Here is a 17,478-nt window from a genome sequence, read left to right on the forward strand (position 1 = left end):
GAGATGGTGATGCCGGGCGACAACGTGTCGTTCACGGTGGAACTGATCGCCCCGATTGCGATGGAAGAGAAGCTCCGCTTCGCCATCCGTGAAGGCGGACGCACCGTCGGCGCAGGCGTCGTCTCGAAAATCATCGAGTAAGACTCGTAACAACAGGTTCGATGTGGGGGCGGTGTCCCGCCTCCACCTCTCAACAGAAGGAAAACGACAATGGCCATCGCCAGTCAGAATATCCGGATCCGGCTGAAAGCCTTCGATTACCGGGTTCTCGATGCCTCCACCCAGGAGATCGTGAACACCGCGAAGCGCACCGGCGCCACCGTGCGCGGCCCGATTCCGATGCCGAACAAGATCGAGAAGTTCACGGTTCTTCGCGGTCCGCACATCGACAAGAAGTCGCGCGACCAGTTCGAAATCCGGACGCACAAGCGTCTTCTCGATATCGTGGACCCGACGCCGCAGACCGTGGACGCGCTTATGAAGCTCGACCTCGCCGCCGGCGTGGACGTCCAGATCTCGGTCTAAGGAGGGCACCGACATGTTGCGCTCCGGCGTTATCGCAAAGAAGGTGGGCATGACCCGCCTGTTCATGGAGGACGGGAAGCAGATTCCCGTGACCGTCCTTCAGCTTGACAAGCTTCAGGTCGTCGCAAAGCGGACGCCCGAGAAGGACGGCTATTCGGCCGTTCAGCTGGGTGCCGGCTCGGCGAAGGCCAAGCGGACCTCTCAGGCCATGCGCGGACACTTTGCCGCCGCCAAGGTCGAGCCCAAGCGCAAGATCGCGGAATTCCGGGTCGATCCGGAAAACCTGATCGAGGTGGGCGAGGAGATCACCGCGAACCACTACTTCGAAGGCCAGTTCGTCGATGTCTCGGGTACGAGCATCGGTAAGGGCTTCGCGGGTGCTATGAAGCGTCATAACTTCGGTGGTCTGCGCGCCTCGCACGGCGTGTCGATCAGCCACCGTTCGCACGGCTCGACCGGTCAGTGTCAAGACCCGGGCCGCGTGTTCAAGGGCAAGAAGATGGCCGGTCACATGGGCGCCGCCCGCGTGACCACGCAGAACCTGCAGGTCGTTCGTACGGATGCCGACCGTGGCCTGATCATGGTCAAGGGCGCCGTTCCGGGCTCCAAGGGTGGCTGGGTCACGATCAAGGACGCGGTGAAGAAGCCGGTTCCGGAAAACGTGATTCTGCCCGCGGCGCTGAAGTCGGATGCCGAGGCCGCGGCCAAGGCAGCAGAGGAAGCCGCGGCAGCCGCCGCAGCCGAGGCTGAAGCCGAAGCCAAGCGTCTGGCCGAGGAGCAGGCCGCAGCCGAAGCTGCAGCGCTGGCCGCAGCCGAAGCAGAAATCGAAGCCGAAAAGTCGGATGCTGGCGATGCCGCAACCGACGAGAAGAAGGACGGTGAGGAATGAAACTCGACGTGATCAAACTGGACGGCAAGAAGGCCGGTTCGGTCGATCTTGGCGACGAGATCTTCGGTCTCGAGCCTCGCGCCGACATCCTTTACCGTGTCGTCCGCTGGCAGCGCAACAATGCACAGGCTGGCACTCACAAGGTCAAGACGCGCTCGGAGACGAGCTACTCGACCAAGAAGATCTATCGCCAGAAGGGCACCGGCGGCGCACGCCATGGTGACCGGAACGCGCCGATCTTCCGCAAGGGCGGCATCTACAAGGGCCCGACGCCGAGGAGCCACGGTCACGAGCTGACCAAGAAGTTCCGCAAGCTGGGTCTGAAGCACGCCCTGTCGTCGAAAGCCGCAGCCGGCAACCTCGTCATCCTTGACGAGGCCAAGTCGGACGGCAAGACCTCGGCGCTGGCCAAGCAGGTCAAGGATCTGGGCTGGAAGAAGGCGCTGGTCATCGACGGTGTGTCGATCGACGAGGGCTTTGCCCAGGCCGCCCGCAATCTGGCCGGCATCGATGTGCTGCCGTCGGTGGGCGCAAATGTCTATGACATCCTCAAGAGTGACACCCTGGTGATCACGAAGGCGGGTGTCGAAGCACTGGAGGCTCGTCTGAAATGAGCGCGAAGGCAGAACATTACGACGTGATCCGCAAGCCGATCATCACCGAGAAGACCACGATGGCCTCCGAGGCCGGCGCCGTGGTGTTCGAAGTGGCGATCGACTCGACGAAGCCTCAGATCAAGGAGGCCGTCGAGGGCTTGTTCGGCGTGAAGGTGAAGGCCGTCAACACGACCATCACCAAGGGCAAGGTCAAGCGCTTCCGCGGCCAGTTGGGCAAGCGGAAGGACGTGAAGAAGGCCTATGTCACGCTCGAAGAGGGCAACACGATCGACGTGACGACGGGATTGTGAGCGGTGCGCCGTGAAGGCGCACCCTACATACCGATCAAACCGCAGGGTGTGCATTCACTGCGCACCTTCACAGGGCGGGGGCTGGGCCTCCGCCTTTTCTTTTTTGGGTGGAGCAATGCCGAGGCCGAAGACCAGCCTGCGCCCGAACCGTTTGTTGGGTGTGTGACTTAGTTCAGAAGCAGGGGGTCCGCCGAGCGCCCGTTTGTCCTGTCACCAAGGACTTATTCACTGAGTGAGGCCTTGCACGAACCTGTCGGTCGGGGAGGCCGAGGCCCCCGGACGGATGGGTCTGTTGCTGTCGTTCGAACGAGGGGACAGTCGCATGCGCGCGTTGAGATTTGGTGAGCCGGGCGAGCATTGCTGGGATGCCCGCGAAGAAGGATGACGCGCGCGCACGCACATCTCACCTGCTTCTCGGGGAAAGAGCGACGCGCGCAAGACCGTGTCCGCCGCCCTTTACGAGTCAGAACAACGACCGCAGGAGTACTGGATCTGCGTCTATGCCCCAGCCGACGGCAGACCCGATCCCATTGGTCGCTTCGACGAAACGTCCGTTCAGCGTACCGTACTTGTCTTGCGGAATTTCCAAATTCAGCACCCAGCCATTGGTGCAGGAAATGGAACCGACCCCACGGTTATCGAACTCGCCGCTGCAGGCAATGCCATTGGCGCTTTTGGTTTCGAACGAACTTGAGAAATCCATGCGGGGCTGAATTTTCCCGATAAAGACCGTCTCGGTTCCATCGGGCTGCCGAATGACGTTTGCCAGGGGAATTCCGTCCTGCAGTGCTTTCTGCATTTCGCCTGCTGCGCAGCCCTGAAGAACCGCCATGGTTCCGAGGAGCAGTCCCGATAAACCAACCTTCATTGAAATTCCTTCTCTATACCTTGTTGCTCATGGTGCTTGAAAAACTGCATTTGGATCGGTTTTGCGCAAGTGATGCCATTCGGGCGTCGGGACCGGTGCATTTGTCAGTTTCCGGCAGGTATCCCGTTTGGCAGACCGTTTTCATTCAGAAAGGTTTCGATTTCGGGTCTCCAGAGCGAGCTGGAGCCGGAATAGATGAGCATATGTCCATCACCGCCACGCGGCAGCGGGCCAATGTCGGGCATTTTCAGGCGTCCACCGGATGCCTGATAGGCTTCACTCATCCGGGCGACGAGATCGGGCCAGAAAAACCTGTCGGCGCTTGAATAGAGCCATAGGGACGGTGGATTCTCAGCCGCCCCGAACGCGCCCATGGCGGATACGAGCTGGTTCTCTCCGCAATTCTTCCCGTCGTTCGGCGAGCCCCGGCCGCCGGAAAAATTGATTACTGCCCTCAGGTTGGGCACGCGATTGTACGCAAGGGCGAGGACACCTGCTCCTCCCCCGGAATGCCCGACGGCGACGATGACCGACGGATCGACGTCGGGTCTTTGTACCATAGCCGTGATGAAAGCCTTGTATTCCGCTGCTGTTTTAGCGATCGCTCCGAAATAGTTTGGCCTTTCGCAAGAGCCGAAACCCTCGCCGTACTCGCCCGTAGATCCCGCAAAACCGCGTCTTGCGAAAACGGCGGCCACGTAGCCCCGTTTTGCGAAGTCCTCGGCGAGCGCCTGAAAATCTCTCAAGCGAGTCGTCCGCAATTCCCGAAGATTTCGGGGATTGCCATGGGAGATAACGGCAAGCGGACGGGGTTCAGCGTCATCAGGTCTTACGATGAGAGTTTCGAGCTCATGCCTTGATCCGCCGACCCACACGGTAACCTTTTCTTCCGTTGTCGACATTTCCGGCCCTGCGGGCAAACCGTCCGAAGCGGCAACTGCGATCGCCAGGCACAACGCACCGAGTAGAAATACGATCAATACATTTCTCATGCGTGGCTTATAAGTCGAAGCCTTCGATGAACAAAACGTCCGGAACCGGTCTCTTCAACGATTGGTCCGAGTGTTACATTCGTGCCCTTGCCATGCTCTTCCGCTCCCGCTATACGACCGCATCGCTCCGCCCCGGATTCGTCCGGGGTGGTGTTCTTTTGGGGGTCGCACCCCAGACAAACATAGCTGGGCTTAACGCCCGCAAAGCAAACGGAAGACAGAAAGCATGGCACTCAAGTCGTACAAGCCGACGACGCCGGGCCAGCGCGGGCTGGTGCTGATCGACCGTTCGGAGCTTTGGAAAGGCCGTCCGGTCAAAGCCCTCACCGAGGGTTTGACCAAAAAGGCGGGCCGGAACAATACCGGACGGATCACGATGCGCCGCCGTGGTGGTGGGGCAAAGCGTCTCTATCGTATCGTTGATTTCAAGCGTCAGAAGCATGACGTCGATGCAACGGTGATCCGGATCGAATACGACCCGAACCGCACCGCCTTTATCGCGCTGGTCCAGTACCACGACGGCGAGCAGGCCTATATTCTTGCGCCGCAGCGTCTGGCTGTCGGCGACAAGGTGGTCTCGGGCGCCAAGGTCGACGTCAAGCCGGGCAACGCGATGCCGTTCTCGGGCATGCCGATCGGCACCATCGTCCATAACATCGAGATGAAGCCCGGCAAGGGCGGCCAGATCGCGCGCGCCGCGGGCACCTATGCCCAGTTCGTCGGCCGTGACGGCGGTTACGCTCAGATCCGCCTGTCCTCGGGCGAACTGCGCATGGTCCGTCAGGAATGCATGGCCACCGTCGGTGCCGTGTCGAACCCCGACAACTCGAACCAGAACATCGGCAAAGCGGGCCGTAACCGACACCTGGGCAAGCGTCCTGCCGTTCGCGGTGTTGCGATGAACCCGATCGATCACCCGCATGGTGGTGGTGAAGGCCGTACCTCGGGTGGTCGTACTCCGGTTACGCCCTGGGGTAAGGACACCAAGGGCAAGCGCACCCGGAACAAGAACAAAGCGTCGCAGAGCCTGATCATCCGCTCGCGCCACGCCAAGAAGAAGGGCCGCTAATATGGGTCGCTCAGTTTGGAAGGGTCCCTTCGTCGACAGCTATGTCCTGAAGAAGGCCGAGAAATCGCGTGAGTCGGGCCGCAACGAGGTCATCAAGATCTGGTCGCGCCGCTCCACCATCCTGCCCCAGTTCGTGGGTCTGACCTTCGGCGTCTACAATGGCCAGAAGCATATCCCGGTGAGCGTCACCGAGGACATGATCGGCCAGAAGTTCGGTGAATACTCGCCGACGCGGACCTACTACGGTCATGCCGCCGACAAGAAAGCGAAGAGGAAATAAGTCATGGGCAAGGACAAGAATCCGCGCCGCGTGGCGGACAACGAGGCGATGGCCAAGACGCGCATGCTGCGCACCTCGCCGCAGAAACTGAACCTCGTGGCTGCGATGATCCGCGGCAAGAAGGTCGACAAGGCGCTCAGCGACCTGACCTTCTCGAAGAAGCGGATCGCGGTGGACGTGAAGAAGTGCCTTCAGTCGGCCATCGCAAATGCCGAGAACAACCACAACCTTGATGTGGACGAGCTGGTCGTGGCGGAAGCCTATGTTGGCAAGAACCTGACGATGAAGCGTGGCCGTCCGCGGGCACGGGGCCGTTTCGGCCGTATCATCAAGCCGTTTTCCGAGCTGACGATCAAGGTCCGCCAAGTCGAGGAGCAAGCGTAATGGGTCATAAGGTCAATCCCGTGGGCATGCGCCTCCAGGTCAACCGTACCTGGGACAGCCGTTGGTATGCCGACACGAAGGAATATGGTGATCTGCTTCTTGAGGATCTCAAGATGCGCGACTTCATCAAGGAAGAGTGCAAGCAGGCCGGCGTCAGCCGTGTGATCATCGAGCGTCCGCACCGCAAGTGCCGCGTCACGATCCACACCGCGCGTCCGGGCGTCATCATCGGCAAGAAAGGCGCTGACATCGAAGGTCTGCGCAAGAAGCTGGCCGCGATGACGGACAGCGAGCTGCACCTGAACATCGTCGAGGTTCGCAAGCCGGAGCTGGACGCTCAGCTTGTGGCCGAGTCGATCGCGCAGCAGCTGGAGCGTCGTGTGTCGTTCCGCCGCGCCATGAAGCGCGCCGTGCAGAACGCCATGCGCATGGGTGCCCTCGGTATCCGCGTCAACGTTGCCGGCCGCCTGGGCGGCGCGGAAATCGCGCGGACGGAATGGTATCGTGAGGGCCGGGTGCCGCTGCACACGCTTCGCGCCGATATCGACTATGCACTGGCCGAAGCAATGACACCCTATGGTATCATCGGCATCAAGGTCTGGATCTTCAAAGGCGAAATCATGGAGCACGATCCGTCGGCCCGTGACCGTCGCCAGCAGGAGCTTCAGGACGGACCTGCACCGCGTGGCGCAGGCGGCGGCGACCGCCGCGGCCGGAACTGAGGAGTTTGAGAGATGCTGCAACCAAAGCGCACAAAATTCCGCAAGATGCACAAGGGCCGGATCCACGGTCAGGCCAAGGGTGGCTCTGATCTGAACTTCGGCACCTATGGCCTGAAGGCGGTTGAGCCTGAGCGCATCACCGCGCGTCAGATCGAAGCCGCACGTCGTGCCATGACGCGTCACATGAAGCGTCAGGGCCGCGTCTGGATCCGTATCTTCCCGGATACCCCGATCTCGGCAAAGCCGATCGAGGTTCGGATGGGTAAAGGTAAGGGTTCGGTCGACCGCTGGGCCTGCAAGGTCAAGCCGGGCCGCATCATGTTCGAGATCGACGGCGTAAACGACGCCATCGCCCGTGAGGCCCTGCGCCTTGCCGCGATGAAGCTGCCGGTCAAGACCCGGACCGTGGTTCGCGAGGACTGGTAAGGTAGCGGCGGGCTGACGCCCCCCCCTACGTCGAAAAATGCGAGGGCGGAGCCAAGGCTCCGCCCTTTTCGTTTTCAGGTCACGCCTGGAAGACTGGTGCTTTCGTCAGCGAATTCCGCGCATGTGTCATAACCCCCCTGCGGGCCGACCGTCACCTGTGACGGGGCGGAGGCGGTCGAAGACGACATGGAAGAGATAGGCATAGGCCGTATAGGCAATGGTGAGACCCAGATCCACGGCGATGGCTACCCAAAAGCCGTAGCCGCCAAGATACATGATCAGGGGTAGGGTGACGACGATTGACGTCGTCTCGTGCGAGATCGCGTGGACTATCCGCAGGCCGTGAGGCCGATCGCTGGCCACACGGTGGGAAAATCGGAATTCCAAAACGTCGAACAGTGTATTGTGGATCGGAGACCAGATCATGAACGCGATTGACAACGCGATCAGCAGTCCCAGCGACTCTGTTGGACTTGAGCCGCTGAGTACGGCGTAGGCCGGTGCGACCACCAGCAAGCCGCCCAGTTCAAAGGAGACTGTCTGGATGATCCGCTCTCTCAGGCTTCGCAAAGTCATGCCGGCTCCTCGAGACAAGGGCCAGACCAGGAGGAGTTCGCGACGGCCGCCATCCGGGCCATCAGTTCGCGACCGCGAGATCAACCGTCGGGTATCTGAGTCCCCGTTCCTGCACGAAGACGTCGGATTCAGAGAACCCGAACTCGTCCTCCATGAGCCTGACAACCTCGTGATGGTCCAGCTGGGGCTGGCAAGTATAAAGGTCGATGGTCACGAAGCCGCGGCTGGGAAAGGTATGAAAGCTGATATGGCTTTCGGCGATCATGACAAATCCGCTCAGGCCACCAGGATCCTTGCGGTTTTGTGGGCCGACCTCGACCACCAGCGGGACGGAAATGCATGTCATGCCCAGCCGTATTGGAACCGAGTTCAGCAAAGAAACCAGACGATCGGTATCCGCCAGCCTTTGGGGACTGGCGTTGTAGCCGTCGATCATGATGTGAATCCCGAATTGCTCGGTTGGAGGTGAGCTCATCATCGCCGTGGTCCACTTTCCTGTTGATTTGAGAGAGGCGGACGCTCTGATGGTCCGCTTTCGGCATTACCTTTGAAAGTCGAACTCGATAGCTATACACACACCCTATGGGAGAATTGTTGCGGAATTGTTTGGGAGCCGCCGAGGCACGACCTTCCGTGTATTTGGCGTTTCTGACCCGAACGCGGTCTGCTGTGTGTTGATGGTCTTTTCCAAGGTCAGGGTCGCGACGGGCTTCTCAGCGTGGTCTTAACCAGATAAACGAACCGCATGATCAAGTCGCTTTTCGCCACCAGGCTTTACCAAGGCCGTCTTACCGGCATCGATGCCGATGAATTGGAAGCTTCCTGCTATTCCATCGCCGAGGATGACGAGGCTGGTCAGGAGTGGTGCGAGGCGGAGGGTTATCCCGGCTATACCAGCTATGCCAGCCTGACGGACCTTCCGTGGCGGTTTCCGATTTTCGCGGACATCGTGAAGCAGTTGGACAAACACGTCGCGGCCTTTGCCGATGACCTCGAGTTCGATCTGGGGGGTGGCAAGCTTGTCCTCGAAGATCTCTGGATCAACATCCTGCCGGAAGGCGGGATACATACCGCACATATCCACCCGCACTCGGTGATCAGCGGGACGACCTATGTAAAGCTTCCCGAAGGCACATCCGCGATCAAGTACGAGGATCCGCGGTTACAGATGATGATGGCCGCGCCGCCGAAAAAGAAGGATGCGCGGGAAGAGAACCGTCAGTTCGTCTATGTAAAGCCCGAGGTCGGTGACGTGCTGCTTTGGGAAAGCTGGCTGCGCCACGAAGTGCCGATGAACATGGCCGAGGACGAGCGGATCAGCGTCAGTTTCAACTACAAGTGGGTCGACTGACCCCTGGCTTTTCACCGGCTTGAGACGGCCTTGTTTCGACCGGGGGAGCCAAACTCCCCCGGTCGCCTGTTGTCGAGAGGCGGTAAGACAGCCTAGCTGAACCAGCCCTTGACCTTACCCCAAACCGATTTCTTCTCGGGAACCTCGATCGTCTCGCCTCCGGCCACGACATCTCCGCCATTGAGTTCGGGGAGAGGTTCGCTTTCGAAGGCCTCCTCGTCCGGCTGAACCTCGGCCTTTTTGGCGACTTCCGGTGTCATCTCTTCGAAAGCGTCCAGCTTGGCAAGGGTTTCGGGGCCTGCAAGGCCATCGGCGTCGAGCCCGTTGGCGCTTTGGAATTTCGTCACGGCGGCCTCGGTGCCCTTACCGAAGATTCCGTCGGCGCCGATGCCCAGCGCTTCCTGAAGCTTCTTGACGGTCGCTCCGCGTGAGCCTCTACGCAGAAGCACCAGTTCAGGGAGGCCCATCGCGGTGAAGGTATCGGGACCGGCTATTCCGTCGACGGTCAGGCCATTCTTCTCCTGGAATGCCCGTACCGCCCGCTCGGTCCCCGGGCCAAAATCGCCATCTGCCGTGATGCCGAGCTTTTCCTGAAGGCGCTTGACCGGTGCGCCCTTGAGGCCGCGTTTCAAAATCGACATTGCTGAATGTCCCCTTGCTTTCGGAAATGAACTATTTGCGAAGATTAAACCGTTCGCCCTGCGAGCGGCAGGGGAAATATGCGGAAATCGATGCAGGTGCGTCGGGTTCGGGATCAGGCCATCTGAAAAAGCCCTTGCCATATATTCGAATCCCCCTTAAACGGCAGCCTTCACCTACGGAACTCCATCGGACTCAGGGTGACCCTTTCGGGGCCCTCCGGTGATGTTGAAAGGAAGACAGGCGATGGACGCCAAGGAACTGCGGGAAAAAACTCCCGATCAGCTTCGTGACGAGCTGACAAATCTCAAGAAGGAGGCCTTCAACCTCCGCTTCCAGCAGGCCACGAACCAGCTGGAAAATACCGCCCGTATGCGCCAGGTGCGCCGTGACGTGGCCCGTGTGAAGACCATTCTGAACGAGAAGGCCGCTGCTGCGGCTGCGGAGGCGTAAGACATGCCCAAGAGAATCCTGCAAGGCACCGTCACCTCTGACGCAAACGCCCAGACCGTCACGGTCTCGGTCGAGCGCCGTTTCCGTCATCCGGTTCTGAAGAAGACGATCCGGAAGTCGAAGAAGTACCGCGCCCACGACGAGAACAACACGTTCAAGGTGGGCGATGTGGTTCGCATTCAGGAATGCGCGCCGAAGTCGAAAACGAAACGCTGGGAGGTGATCGCCGTCTAAGGCCATCACACCCGGTTTGAACGAAACCCCGGAGCCAATGTCCCGAGCGGGCGGTTCCGGAAGTCGGGAGAAACCAAATGATCCAGATGCAGACCAATCTGGATGTAGCTGACAATTCCGGTGCCCGGAAAGTTCAGTGCATCAAGGTCCTGGGTGGTTCCAAGCGCAAATACGCGTCCGTTGGCGACATCATCGTCGTCTCGGTCAAGGAAGCCATCCCGCGCGGCCGTGTGAAGAAAGGTGACGTCCGCAAGGCCGTCGTCGTGCGCACCGCCAAGGAAGTCCGTCGCGAAGACGGCACAGCGATCCGCTTCGACCGGAACGCCGCCGTGATCCTCAACAACAACAACGAGCCTGTCGGCACCCGTATCTTCGGGCCGGTGGTTCGCGAGTTGCGGGCGAAGAACTTCATGAAGATCATCTCGCTCGCCCCGGAGGTGCTGTAAGATGGCCGCTAAACTGAAAAAGGGCGACAAGGTCGTCGTGCTGGCTGGCAAGGACAAGGGCAAGCAGGGTGAGATCACCGCTGTCATGCCCAAGGACAACAAGGCCATCGTGGACGGCGTGAACATCGCTATCCGTCACCAGAAGCAGTCCCAGTCGAACCAAGGCGGCCGACAGCCCAAGGCAATGCCGATCGCCATTTCGAACCTGGCTCTTCTCGACAAGAACGGCAAACCCACCCGCGTCGGCTTCAAGGTTGAAGACGGTTCCAAGGTGCGCTTCGCCAAGACCACGGGGGACGTGATCTGATGCTTGATGCAGCCAATTATACCCCGCGGCTGAAGACGCTCTACAAGGACAGCATCCGCGCTGCCCTGAAAGAGGAATTCGGCTACAAGAACGACATGCAGATCCCGCGCCTGGACAAGATCGTCCTGAACATCGGCGCAGGCGCAGAGGCCGTGAAGGACTCGAAGAAGGCGAAGTCGGCTCAGGAAGACCTGACCGCCATCGCTGGCCAGCAGGCCGTCATCACCAAGGCAAAGAAGTCGATCGCCGGCTTCCGCGTTCGTGAAGACATGCCCCTGGGCGCCAAGGTGACGCTGCGCGGCGACCGGATGTACGACTTCCTGGATCGTCTGATCACCATCGCGCTGCCTCGCGTCCGCGACTTCCGCGGCGTCAAGGGCACAGCTTTCGACGGCCGCGGCAACTACGGCATGGGTCTGAAAGAGCACATCGTCTTCCCCGAGATCAACTTCGACAAGGTCGACGAGGTCTGGGGCATGGACATCATCATCTGCACCAACGCCAACACGGATGCAGAAGCCAAGGCGCTGTTGAAGCATTTCAACATGCCGTTCAACAGCTGAGCCTCGGGAGAGTTACGACATGGCTAAAAAAGCAATGATCGAACGCGAGAAGAAGCGTCAGAAGCTGGTGGATCAGTACGCCGCCAAGCGCGCTGCGCTGAAAGAAATCGCGAATGATGAATCGAAGCCGATGGAAGAGCGTTTCAAAGCTCGCCTGAAGCTGGCGAAACTGCCGCGCAACAGCTCGGCGACCCGCCTTCACAACCGCTGCCAGCTGACGGGGCGTCCGCACGCCTACTACCGCAAGCTGAAAGTCAGCCGGATCGCGCTGCGGGAACTGGGCTCGATGGGCCAGATCCCCGGCCTCGTGAAGTCAAGCTGGTAAGGAGGGTATGATATGAACGATCCTCTCGGTGATATGCTGACCCGCATCCGCAACGCGCAGATGCGTGGCAAGTCCACCACGACCACACCGGCCTCCAAGCTGCGTCGTTGGGTTCTCGAAGTGCTTGCGGATGAAGGTTACATCCGCGGTTTCGAGGAAACGACCGACAAGAATGGCCATCCCGCAATCGAGATCAGCCTCAAGTACTATGAAGGTACGCCGGTTATCCGCGAACTGAAGCGCGTCTCGAAGCCGGGACGCCGGGTTTATCTTGGCAAGGACGACATTCCGCAGGTCCGTCAGGGTCTGGGTGTTTCCATCGTCACCACGTCGAAAGGCGTGATGTCCGATGCGAACGCTCGTGCCCAGGGCATCGGCGGCGAAGTCCTCTGCACGGTCTTCTAAGGAGAAACGGAAATGTCTCGTATTGGGAAAAAACCGGTCGAGCTGCCGTCGGGGGTTGAAGCCTCCGTCTCCGGCCAGACCGTCACCGTCAAGGGGCCCAAGGGCCAGCGCCAGTTTACGGCGACCGATGACGTTTCGATCGCCATCGATGGCAATGTCGTTTCGGTTCAGCCGCGCGGCAAGTCGAAGCGGGCGCGCCAGCAGTGGGGCATGAGCCGCACGATGGTTGCAAACCTCGTCACCGGTGTGACCGACGGCTTCAAGCGCGAGCTTGAAATCCAGGGTGTGGGCTATCGTGCCCAGATGCAGGGCAACAAGCTGGTGCTGAACCTGGGCCTGTCGCATGATGTCAACTTCGAAGTGCCGCAGGGCGTGACTGTCACGACCCCGAAGCAGACCGAAATCATTGTCGAAGGCATCGACCAGCAGCTGGTCGGCCAGGTGGCAGCGAACATCCGTGAATGGCGTGCGCCGGAGCCCTATAAGGGCAAGGGCATCCGCTACAAGGATGAGTACATCTTCCGCAAGGAAGGCAAGAAGAAGTAAGGACCGGACAAATGGCACTTTCCAAAAGAGAGCTGTTCCAGAAGCGCCGCCTGCGCGTCCGGAACAAACTTCGCTCGGTGAACACGGGCAAGCCCCGGCTTTCCGTTCACCGTTCGTCGAAGAACATCAGCGTGCAGCTGATCGACGATGTTCAGGGCGTCACGCTCGCCTCGGCCTCCTCGCTGGAGAAGGATCTGGGCGTGGTCGGCAAAAACAACATCGAAGCTGCGGCCAAGGTCGGCCAGGCCATCGCCGAGCGCGCCAAGAAGGCGGGCGTCGAAGAGGCTTATTTCGACCGCGGCGGTTTCCTGTATCACGGCAAGGTCAAGGCTCTGGCCGATGCCGCACGGGAAGCCGGCCTGAAACTTTAAGCGCGGGGGGCCATCGGCCCCTCCGATGACCCGGGAGCTTCGCTCACCAAGGGTCGGTCCAACGGCGCATGACGCCACGAACGATTGAAGGAGGCCAGATGGCCAGAGAACCGCAACAGAGGGGCCAGCGCCGCGAGCGTGAGGAAGCCCCGGAATTCGCTGACCGCCTGGTCGCGATCAACCGTGTGTCCAAGACCGTTAAGGGCGGCAAGCGTTTTGGTTTCGCCGCACTTGTCGTCGTAGGCGACCAGAAAGGCCGCGTCGGCTTTGGCAAGGGTAAGGCCAAGGAAGTGCCCGAGGCGATCCGCAAGGCAACCGAGCAGGCCAAGCGTCAGATGATCCGCGTTCCGCTGCGCGAAGGCCGCACGCTGCACCACGACATCGAAGGACGTCATGGCGCCGGTAAGGTCGTGATGCGCACCGCGCCGCACGGTACCGGAATCATCGCGGGTGGACCGATGCGCGCCGTCTTCGAGATGGTGGGCATGCATGACGTCGTCGCCAAGTCGCTGGGTTCACAGAACCCTTACAACATGATCCGCGCCACCATGGACGCTCTGAGCAAGCAGGCATCGCCGCGCTCGGTGGCCCAGCGTCGTGGCAAGAAGGTCGCCGACATCCTGCCCAAGCGTGACGAAGCGCCGGCGGCTGCCGAGTCCGAGGAGGCCTGAGTCACATGGCAAAAACCATCGTCGTCAAGCAGATCGGCTCGCCGATCCGCCGCCCCGCCATCCAGCGTGCGACGCTGAAAGGCCTGGGCTTGAACAAGATGCACCGGACCCGCGAACTCGAGGACACTCCTTCGGTCCGTGGCATGGTGAACTCGATCCCGCATCTGGTCAAAATCATCGAAGAACGCGGGTAAGTTCCGATTTGAGTGGTGCAAGCACCCCTATCGGAAATTAACGGATTTGAACGCCCCGGAGACGGGGCGTTTTCTTTTCCGAATGTCCCCGCCGGTGGCCTGCGGCGTTTGGACATATGATCGGCCTTGTCGTCTCTCCTACCTGAGTTCCAGCGAACAGGAGATTTTCATGACCGTTACCGACCACCACTCGTCCGCGCCGGATCACCGCACTCCGATGCAGGAACTGCTGATGCCCTTGCGTCCTCTTCTCGACTCCAGCCGAGAGACCAAGATCATCCTTGCCATTCTGGCTGTTCTGGCCTTTTGGGGGATCGCCATCCTGGCATTCGGTGTTCCGGCACTTGTCTGGCCGATGAAGCTGATCGTCCCCGGGCTGTGTTTCGGCCTGGTCGCGCTGACGTGGGGAATGTAGAGCGAATCCGGGCTTGGTTCGGGTTCCTCTTGCCAGCTAGGAGGCAATCCCCTATACGCCCCCGGTGCTCATTCGAGCACCCGACTCAAAATCAAGAAACGCCGTGGCCGTCCCATCTCGCTTCGGGGGCGCGTCCGGCCAAGGAGAAGCGATATGAAACTGAATGAACTTCGTGACAACGAAGGCGCAGCCAAGAAAGCCAAGCGCATCGGCCGTGGCCCGGGTTCGGGCAAGGGCAAGACCGCTGGCCGTGGTATCAAAGGCCAGAAATCCCGTTCGGGCGTAGCCATCAACGGCTATGAGGGCGGCCAGATGCCGCTCTATCAGCGTCTGCCCAAGCGCGGCTTCAACAAGCCGAACCGCAAGGCATATGCTGTCGTCAACCTGGGCCTGATCCAGAAATTCATCGACGACAAGAAGATCGACGCCAAGAAGGACATCACCGAGGACGTCCTGATCGAATCGGGTCTGGTTCGTCGCAAGAAGGACGGTATTCGCGTCCTGGCAAAAGGCGAATTTTCCGCCAAGGCTTCGATCTCCGTAACCGGCGCGTCGAAATCCGCCATCGAGGCTGTCGAGAAGGCGGGTGGCTCTCTTACGGTCACATCCGCGTCGGCTGCCGAGTAACGGCTTGTGGGCGGCGCTTTCGCCGCTTACATACCTAGTCAAGTTTTCCAGCGCCGCCGACCGGGGAACAGGTCCGGCGGCGCTTTGCATAAGAGAGACCGGGAATGGCATCTGCAGCAGAGCAAATGGCAGCGAACGTCAGCTGGGGTATGCTGGGCAAAGCAACCGAGCTGCGTCAGCGCCTTCTCTTCACCATCGGACTTCTGATTGTCTACCGCGTCGGGACTTATATCCCGGTGCCGGGTATCGATGGCGAAGCGCTGCGTGAGTTCATGGATCAGGCGGCTGGCGGGATCGCCGGCGTTCTGGGCATGTTCACGGGCGGCGCGCTGAGCAGGATGGGAATCTTCGCTCTGGGCATCATGCCGTATATCTCGGCCTCGATCATCATTCAGCTTCTTGCCTCGATGTGGGAGCCGCTGAAGAACCTCAAGAAAGAGGGCGAGGCGGGCCGCCGCAAGATCACCCAATACACACGCTACGGCACGGTGTTCCTGGCGACATTCCAGGCTTATGGCCTTGCCGTTTCGATGGAAGCTGGCGACCTCGTCACCGATCCGGGCTGGTTCTTCCGCATTTCTACCGTCATCACTCTTGTCGGCGGCACGATGTTCCTGATGTGGCTGGGCGAGCAGATCACCGCCCGCGGCGTTGGGAACGGTATCTCGCTGATCATCTACGTCGGTATCGTGGCCGAACTTCCGGGCGCGCTGGCGCAGTTCTTTGCGCAGGGCCGTAGTGGCGCTTTGTCGACTGCCGTGATCCTTGGTATCGTCCTGATGCTGATCGCGACGCTGATCTTCGTCGTGTTCATGGAGCGAAGCCTGCGCAAGGTTCATATCCAGTATCCGCGTAGGCAAGTTGGTATGAAGGTCTATGACGGCGGCTCGTCGCATCTGCCGATCAAGGTAAACCCTGCGGGCGTGATCCCGGCGATCTTCGCTTCGTCGCTTCTGCTGCTGCCGACGACGCTCTCGACCTTCTCGGGGCAGAATGCCGGGCCGATCATGTCCTGGGTTCTGGCCTATTTCGGCCCCGGACAGCCGCTGTACCTTTTGTTCTTCGCGGGCATGATCATCTTCTTCACGTATTTCTATACGCTGAACGTGGCGTTCAAGCCGGATGACGTGGCCGAGAACCTGAAGAACCAGAACGGCTTCATTCCGGGCATCCGCCCGGGCAAGAAGACCGAGGAATACCTGGAGTACGTGGTCAACCGGTTGCTGGTTCTGGGCGGCGCATACCTGGCGCTGGTCTGCTTGATCCCCGAGGTCGTCCGCGGCAATTTGGCCATCACTGCCTACTTTGGCGGCACGTCGATTCTGATTATTGTGTCGGTCGGAATGGACTTCGTTCAGCAGGTCCAATCCCATCTCCTTGCGCATCAGTACGAGGGGTTGATCGAGAAATCCCAGTTGCGCGGGAAGAAGCGCGGCGGGAAGACCAGAGGGACGGCTAGACGATGAACATCATTCTGCTCGGACCGCCGGGCGCCGGGAAGGGTACCCAAGCGCGTATCCTTGTCGAAGGCCGCGGCATGATCCAGCTTTCGACCGGTGACATGTTGCGCGAAGCCCGTACTTCGGGCACCGAGATGGGCAACAAGGTTGCGGCCATCATGGACGCGGGTGAGTTGGTGACGGACGAGATCGTGATCGGGCTGATCGAAGAGAAGCTCGAGGGCGATCACGGCGGCGGGTTCATCTTCGATGGCTTCCCACGCACTCTGGCCCAGGCGGATGCGCTTGGCGCGCTTCTGAAGAAGCATGACGCCAAGCTGGATGCTGTCGTCGAGATGCGCGTCGATGACAACGCGCTGGTTCAGCGGATCACGGCACGTTCGACCTGCGGCAACTGCGGCGAGGTTTACAACGACATCACCAAGCCGATCCCCGCTGACGGCAAGTGCGAGAGCTGTGGCGGAAACGAGTTCAAACGCCGCGCCGACGATAACGAGGAAAGTCTCAAGACCCGGCTGATGGAGTACTACAAGAAAACCTCTCCGCTGATCGGGTACTATTATCATGCGGGCGCCCTGAAGCCGGTCAACGGACTGGGCGAGATCGAAGAGGTCGCCGCAGAGATTTCCGAGGCTCTGGGCGGCTAGTTCGCCCCCAGCCGACAGGGTCGGGCCGGTTTTGAAAAAATGCTTGACATGTCCGGCCAAACCTCTTGACCCCTCGGTCTTTAGGTCATAGTTACCGCCATCTCGGATGAGAATCATAGTTAAGCCCGGTGGCCGCAACGCTCCGGGCTTACGTTGTGAAAAAAGGTTCCGGAACTACGGAACCGC

Annotated in this window: 31 protein-coding genes; 27 read left to right on the plus strand and 4 right to left on the minus strand. The window is 60.2% G+C overall.

The window, feature by feature from the left end; translation table 11 throughout:
- From ACKLNI_RS18375 to ACKLNI_RS18400, 6 genes are all read left to right on the plus strand, one after another.
- A partial coding sequence (locus ACKLNI_RS18375) for an EF-Tu C-terminal domain-related protein (RefSeq protein WP_488199641.1) occupies positions 1-141 on the plus strand: 141 nt, incomplete at its 5' end.
- 75 nt (positions 142-216) lie between these two features.
- Positions 217-525 (plus strand): 30S ribosomal protein S10, encoded by a 309-nt coding sequence (rpsJ, locus tag ACKLNI_RS18380; RefSeq protein WP_413720796.1) that lies wholly within the window; start codon positions 217-219, stop codon positions 523-525.
- Positions 526-538: 13 nt separating this feature from the next.
- Complete coding sequence (gene rplC, locus ACKLNI_RS18385) at positions 539-1,414, plus strand: 50S ribosomal protein L3 (protein WP_413720559.1); 876 nt, start codon at positions 539-541, stop codon at positions 1,412-1,414.
- A complete protein-coding gene (gene rplD, locus ACKLNI_RS18390) occupies positions 1,411-2,028 on the plus strand; it encodes a 50S ribosomal protein L4 (RefSeq protein WP_413720560.1) in 618 nt (205 codons plus the stop codon). The genes rplC and rplD overlap by 4 nt, the downstream gene beginning before the upstream one ends.
- A complete protein-coding gene (locus ACKLNI_RS18395; protein WP_413720561.1) occupies positions 2,025-2,321 on the plus strand; it encodes a 50S ribosomal protein L23 in 297 nt (98 codons plus the stop codon). The genes rplD and ACKLNI_RS18395 overlap by 4 nt, the downstream gene beginning before the upstream one ends.
- 381 nt (positions 2,322-2,702) lie before the next feature.
- Positions 2,703-3,047 carry a TrbM/KikA/MpfK family conjugal transfer protein gene (locus ACKLNI_RS18400; RefSeq protein WP_413720562.1) on the plus strand — a complete coding sequence of 115 codons (345 nt, stop codon included), beginning with the start codon at positions 2,703-2,705 and terminating at the stop codon, positions 3,045-3,047.
- 246 nt (positions 3,048-3,293) lie between these two features.
- On the opposite strand, the gene ACKLNI_RS18405 is transcribed toward ACKLNI_RS18400, so the two are convergent.
- The gene (locus ACKLNI_RS18405) at positions 3,294-4,181 is read right to left on the minus strand and encodes an alpha/beta hydrolase family protein (protein WP_413720563.1); all 888 of its coding nucleotides are present in this window, start codon (positions 4,179-4,181) and stop codon (positions 3,294-3,296) included.
- 226 nt (positions 4,182-4,407) lie between these two features.
- Between ACKLNI_RS18405 and rplB the strand changes: the two genes are divergently transcribed.
- Genes rplB through rplP form a run of 5 tightly spaced genes read left to right on the plus strand, consistent with a single transcriptional unit; the run spans position 4,408 to position 7,062 of the window.
- Complete coding sequence (gene rplB / locus ACKLNI_RS18410) at positions 4,408-5,250, plus strand: 50S ribosomal protein L2 (RefSeq protein WP_413720564.1); 843 nt, start codon at positions 4,408-4,410, stop codon at positions 5,248-5,250.
- 1 nt (position 5,251) lies between these two features.
- The gene (gene rpsS / locus ACKLNI_RS18415; RefSeq protein ID WP_413720565.1) at positions 5,252-5,530 is read left to right on the plus strand and encodes a 30S ribosomal protein S19; all 279 of its coding nucleotides are present in this window, start codon (positions 5,252-5,254) and stop codon (positions 5,528-5,530) included.
- Positions 5,531-5,533: 3 nt separating this feature from the next.
- On the plus strand, positions 5,534-5,914 hold the full coding sequence (gene rplV, locus ACKLNI_RS18420; RefSeq protein ID WP_413720566.1) for a 50S ribosomal protein L22: 381 nt from the start codon (positions 5,534-5,536) through the stop codon (positions 5,912-5,914).
- The gene (rpsC, locus tag ACKLNI_RS18425; protein WP_413720567.1) at positions 5,914-6,636 is read left to right on the plus strand and encodes a 30S ribosomal protein S3; all 723 of its coding nucleotides are present in this window, start codon (positions 5,914-5,916) and stop codon (positions 6,634-6,636) included. Before rplV ends, rpsC begins: the two co-directional genes overlap by 1 nt.
- Positions 6,637-6,648: 12 nt before the next feature.
- Entirely contained in the window at positions 6,649-7,062 is a 414-nt protein-coding gene (gene rplP, locus ACKLNI_RS18430; RefSeq protein WP_413720568.1) for a 50S ribosomal protein L16, read from the plus strand.
- A 126-nt stretch (positions 7,063-7,188) separates the two neighbouring features.
- Here the strand turns inward: rplP and ACKLNI_RS18435 are convergent, their stop codons facing one another.
- Both ACKLNI_RS18435 and speD read right to left on the minus strand, forming a co-directional pair.
- Positions 7,189-7,638 carry a PACE efflux transporter gene (locus ACKLNI_RS18435; RefSeq protein ID WP_413720569.1) on the minus strand — a complete coding sequence of 150 codons (450 nt, stop codon included), beginning with the start codon at positions 7,636-7,638 and terminating at the stop codon, positions 7,189-7,191.
- Positions 7,639-7,699: 61 nt separating this feature from the next.
- Positions 7,700-8,113, minus strand: a complete 414-nt coding sequence (gene speD / locus ACKLNI_RS18440; protein WP_413720570.1) for an S-adenosylmethionine decarboxylase — start codon at positions 8,111-8,113, stop codon at positions 7,700-7,702.
- 270 nt (positions 8,114-8,383) lie between these two features.
- On the opposite strand from speD, the gene ACKLNI_RS18445 reads away from it, so the two are divergent.
- The gene (locus tag ACKLNI_RS18445) at positions 8,384-8,989 is read left to right on the plus strand and encodes a 2OG-Fe(II) oxygenase family protein (protein WP_413720571.1); all 606 of its coding nucleotides are present in this window, start codon (positions 8,384-8,386) and stop codon (positions 8,987-8,989) included.
- Between the two features lie 92 nt (positions 8,990-9,081).
- Here ACKLNI_RS18445 and ACKLNI_RS18450 read toward each other — a convergent pair whose 3' ends face one another.
- Complete coding sequence (locus ACKLNI_RS18450) at positions 9,082-9,630, minus strand: peptidoglycan-binding domain-containing protein (RefSeq protein ID WP_413720572.1); 549 nt, start codon at positions 9,628-9,630, stop codon at positions 9,082-9,084.
- A 244-nt stretch (positions 9,631-9,874) separates the two neighbouring features.
- Between ACKLNI_RS18450 and rpmC the strand changes: the two genes are divergently transcribed.
- The 15 genes from rpmC to ACKLNI_RS18525 all read left to right on the plus strand — a co-directional run bounded on the left by rpmC (position 9,875) and on the right by ACKLNI_RS18525 (position 17,292).
- Positions 9,875-10,081 (plus strand): 50S ribosomal protein L29, encoded by a 207-nt coding sequence (gene rpmC / locus ACKLNI_RS18455; RefSeq protein WP_413720797.1) that lies wholly within the window; start codon positions 9,875-9,877, stop codon positions 10,079-10,081.
- A gap of 3 nt (positions 10,082-10,084) precedes the next feature.
- On the plus strand, positions 10,085-10,315 hold the full coding sequence (gene rpsQ, locus ACKLNI_RS18460) for a 30S ribosomal protein S17 (RefSeq protein ID WP_413720573.1): 231 nt from the start codon (positions 10,085-10,087) through the stop codon (positions 10,313-10,315).
- A gap of 77 nt (positions 10,316-10,392) precedes the next feature.
- Entirely contained in the window at positions 10,393-10,761 is a 369-nt protein-coding gene (gene rplN, locus ACKLNI_RS18465; protein ID WP_088650278.1) for a 50S ribosomal protein L14, read from the plus strand.
- A gap of 1 nt (position 10,762) precedes the next feature.
- Positions 10,763-11,068, plus strand: coding sequence for a 50S ribosomal protein L24 (rplX, locus tag ACKLNI_RS18470; RefSeq protein ID WP_413720574.1), 306 nt, complete (start codon positions 10,763-10,765; stop codon positions 11,066-11,068).
- The gene (gene rplE / locus ACKLNI_RS18475) at positions 11,068-11,631 is read left to right on the plus strand and encodes a 50S ribosomal protein L5 (protein ID WP_413720575.1); all 564 of its coding nucleotides are present in this window, start codon (positions 11,068-11,070) and stop codon (positions 11,629-11,631) included. The genes rplX and rplE overlap by 1 nt, the downstream gene beginning before the upstream one ends.
- Before the next feature lie 19 nt (positions 11,632-11,650).
- The gene (rpsN, locus tag ACKLNI_RS18480; protein WP_413720576.1) at positions 11,651-11,956 is read left to right on the plus strand and encodes a 30S ribosomal protein S14; all 306 of its coding nucleotides are present in this window, start codon (positions 11,651-11,653) and stop codon (positions 11,954-11,956) included.
- A 12-nt stretch (positions 11,957-11,968) separates the two neighbouring features.
- Positions 11,969-12,361 carry a 30S ribosomal protein S8 gene (rpsH, locus tag ACKLNI_RS18485; protein WP_413720577.1) on the plus strand — a complete coding sequence of 131 codons (393 nt, stop codon included), beginning with the start codon at positions 11,969-11,971 and terminating at the stop codon, positions 12,359-12,361.
- Between the two features lie 12 nt (positions 12,362-12,373).
- Complete coding sequence (gene rplF, locus ACKLNI_RS18490; RefSeq protein WP_413720578.1) at positions 12,374-12,907, plus strand: 50S ribosomal protein L6; 534 nt, start codon at positions 12,374-12,376, stop codon at positions 12,905-12,907.
- Between the two features lie 11 nt (positions 12,908-12,918).
- Positions 12,919-13,278, plus strand: coding sequence for a 50S ribosomal protein L18 (rplR, locus tag ACKLNI_RS18495; RefSeq protein WP_413720579.1), 360 nt, complete (start codon positions 12,919-12,921; stop codon positions 13,276-13,278).
- Between the two features lie 98 nt (positions 13,279-13,376).
- The gene (gene rpsE / locus ACKLNI_RS18500) at positions 13,377-13,949 is read left to right on the plus strand and encodes a 30S ribosomal protein S5 (RefSeq protein WP_413720580.1); all 573 of its coding nucleotides are present in this window, start codon (positions 13,377-13,379) and stop codon (positions 13,947-13,949) included.
- Positions 13,950-13,954: 5 nt separating this feature from the next.
- Positions 13,955-14,143: a 50S ribosomal protein L30 gene (gene rpmD, locus ACKLNI_RS18505; protein ID WP_413720581.1), complete on the plus strand. Its 189-nt coding sequence runs from the start codon at positions 13,955-13,957 to the stop codon at positions 14,141-14,143.
- Between the two features lie 169 nt (positions 14,144-14,312).
- The gene (locus ACKLNI_RS18510) at positions 14,313-14,558 is read left to right on the plus strand and encodes a hypothetical protein (protein WP_413720582.1); all 246 of its coding nucleotides are present in this window, start codon (positions 14,313-14,315) and stop codon (positions 14,556-14,558) included.
- Positions 14,559-14,711: 153 nt separating this feature from the next.
- A complete protein-coding gene (rplO, locus tag ACKLNI_RS18515; RefSeq protein ID WP_413720583.1) occupies positions 14,712-15,185 on the plus strand; it encodes a 50S ribosomal protein L15 in 474 nt (157 codons plus the stop codon).
- A gap of 104 nt (positions 15,186-15,289) precedes the next feature.
- Positions 15,290-16,651, plus strand: coding sequence for a preprotein translocase subunit SecY (secY, locus tag ACKLNI_RS18520; protein WP_413720584.1), 1,362 nt, complete (start codon positions 15,290-15,292; stop codon positions 16,649-16,651).
- The gene (locus ACKLNI_RS18525; RefSeq protein WP_413720585.1) at positions 16,648-17,292 is read left to right on the plus strand and encodes an adenylate kinase; all 645 of its coding nucleotides are present in this window, start codon (positions 16,648-16,650) and stop codon (positions 17,290-17,292) included. The genes secY and ACKLNI_RS18525 overlap by 4 nt, the downstream gene beginning before the upstream one ends.
- Positions 17,293-17,478: the final 186 nt, after the last annotated feature.

Origin of the sequence: Silicimonas lutimaris (assembly GCF_047314965.1) — a bacterium.
Lineage (GTDB): Bacteria > Pseudomonadota > Alphaproteobacteria > Rhodobacterales > Rhodobacteraceae > JAVJUV01.

Bases quoted from the DNA above. Each gene is read 5' to 3' on its own strand.
- rpsE (WP_413720580.1), top strand. From the start codon at position 13,377: ATGGCCAGAGAACCGCAACAGAGGGGCCAGCGCCGCGAGCGTGAGGAA.
- ACKLNI_RS18510 (WP_413720582.1), top strand. From the start codon at position 14,313: ATGACCGTTACCGACCACCACTCGTCCGCGCCGGATCACCGCACTCCG.
- rpsC (WP_413720567.1), top strand. From the start codon at position 5,914: ATGGGTCATAAGGTCAATCCCGTGGGCATGCGCCTCCAGGTCAACCGT.
- ACKLNI_RS18405 (WP_413720563.1), bottom strand. From the start codon at position 4,181: ATGAGAAATGTATTGATCGTATTTCTACTCGGTGCGTTGTGCCTGGCG.
- rpsH (WP_413720577.1), top strand. From the start codon at position 11,969: ATGAACGATCCTCTCGGTGATATGCTGACCCGCATCCGCAACGCGCAG.
- secY (WP_413720584.1), top strand. From the start codon at position 15,290: ATGGCATCTGCAGCAGAGCAAATGGCAGCGAACGTCAGCTGGGGTATG.
- rplN (WP_088650278.1), top strand. From the start codon at position 10,393: ATGATCCAGATGCAGACCAATCTGGATGTAGCTGACAATTCCGGTGCC.
- ACKLNI_RS18395 (WP_413720561.1), top strand. From the start codon at position 2,025: ATGAGCGCGAAGGCAGAACATTACGACGTGATCCGCAAGCCGATCATC.
- rplP (WP_413720568.1), top strand. From the start codon at position 6,649: ATGCTGCAACCAAAGCGCACAAAATTCCGCAAGATGCACAAGGGCCGG.
- rplB (WP_413720564.1), top strand. From the start codon at position 4,408: ATGGCACTCAAGTCGTACAAGCCGACGACGCCGGGCCAGCGCGGGCTG.
- rplD (WP_413720560.1), top strand. From the start codon at position 1,411: ATGAAACTCGACGTGATCAAACTGGACGGCAAGAAGGCCGGTTCGGTC.
- ACKLNI_RS18400 (WP_413720562.1), top strand. From the start codon at position 2,703: ATGACGCGCGCGCACGCACATCTCACCTGCTTCTCGGGGAAAGAGCGA.
- rplC (WP_413720559.1), top strand. From the start codon at position 539: ATGTTGCGCTCCGGCGTTATCGCAAAGAAGGTGGGCATGACCCGCCTG.
- rplX (WP_413720574.1), top strand. From the start codon at position 10,763: ATGGCCGCTAAACTGAAAAAGGGCGACAAGGTCGTCGTGCTGGCTGGC.
- rplO (WP_413720583.1), top strand. From the start codon at position 14,712: ATGAAACTGAATGAACTTCGTGACAACGAAGGCGCAGCCAAGAAAGCC.
- ACKLNI_RS18445 (WP_413720571.1), top strand. From the start codon at position 8,384: ATGATCAAGTCGCTTTTCGCCACCAGGCTTTACCAAGGCCGTCTTACC.
- rpsS (WP_413720565.1), top strand. From the start codon at position 5,252: ATGGGTCGCTCAGTTTGGAAGGGTCCCTTCGTCGACAGCTATGTCCTG.
- rpsQ (WP_413720573.1), top strand. From the start codon at position 10,085: ATGCCCAAGAGAATCCTGCAAGGCACCGTCACCTCTGACGCAAACGCC.
- ACKLNI_RS18525 (WP_413720585.1), top strand. From the start codon at position 16,648: ATGAACATCATTCTGCTCGGACCGCCGGGCGCCGGGAAGGGTACCCAA.
- speD (WP_413720570.1), bottom strand. From the start codon at position 8,113: ATGAGCTCACCTCCAACCGAGCAATTCGGGATTCACATCATGATCGAC.
- ACKLNI_RS18450 (WP_413720572.1), bottom strand. From the start codon at position 9,630: ATGTCGATTTTGAAACGCGGCCTCAAGGGCGCACCGGTCAAGCGCCTT.
- rpmC (WP_413720797.1), top strand. From the start codon at position 9,875: ATGGACGCCAAGGAACTGCGGGAAAAAACTCCCGATCAGCTTCGTGAC.
- ACKLNI_RS18435 (WP_413720569.1), bottom strand. From the start codon at position 7,638: ATGACTTTGCGAAGCCTGAGAGAGCGGATCATCCAGACAGTCTCCTTT.
- rplV (WP_413720566.1), top strand. From the start codon at position 5,534: ATGGGCAAGGACAAGAATCCGCGCCGCGTGGCGGACAACGAGGCGATG.
- rplF (WP_413720578.1), top strand. From the start codon at position 12,374: ATGTCTCGTATTGGGAAAAAACCGGTCGAGCTGCCGTCGGGGGTTGAA.
- rplE (WP_413720575.1), top strand. From the start codon at position 11,068: ATGCTTGATGCAGCCAATTATACCCCGCGGCTGAAGACGCTCTACAAG.
- rplR (WP_413720579.1), top strand. From the start codon at position 12,919: ATGGCACTTTCCAAAAGAGAGCTGTTCCAGAAGCGCCGCCTGCGCGTC.
- rpsN (WP_413720576.1), top strand. From the start codon at position 11,651: ATGGCTAAAAAAGCAATGATCGAACGCGAGAAGAAGCGTCAGAAGCTG.
- rpmD (WP_413720581.1), top strand. From the start codon at position 13,955: ATGGCAAAAACCATCGTCGTCAAGCAGATCGGCTCGCCGATCCGCCGC.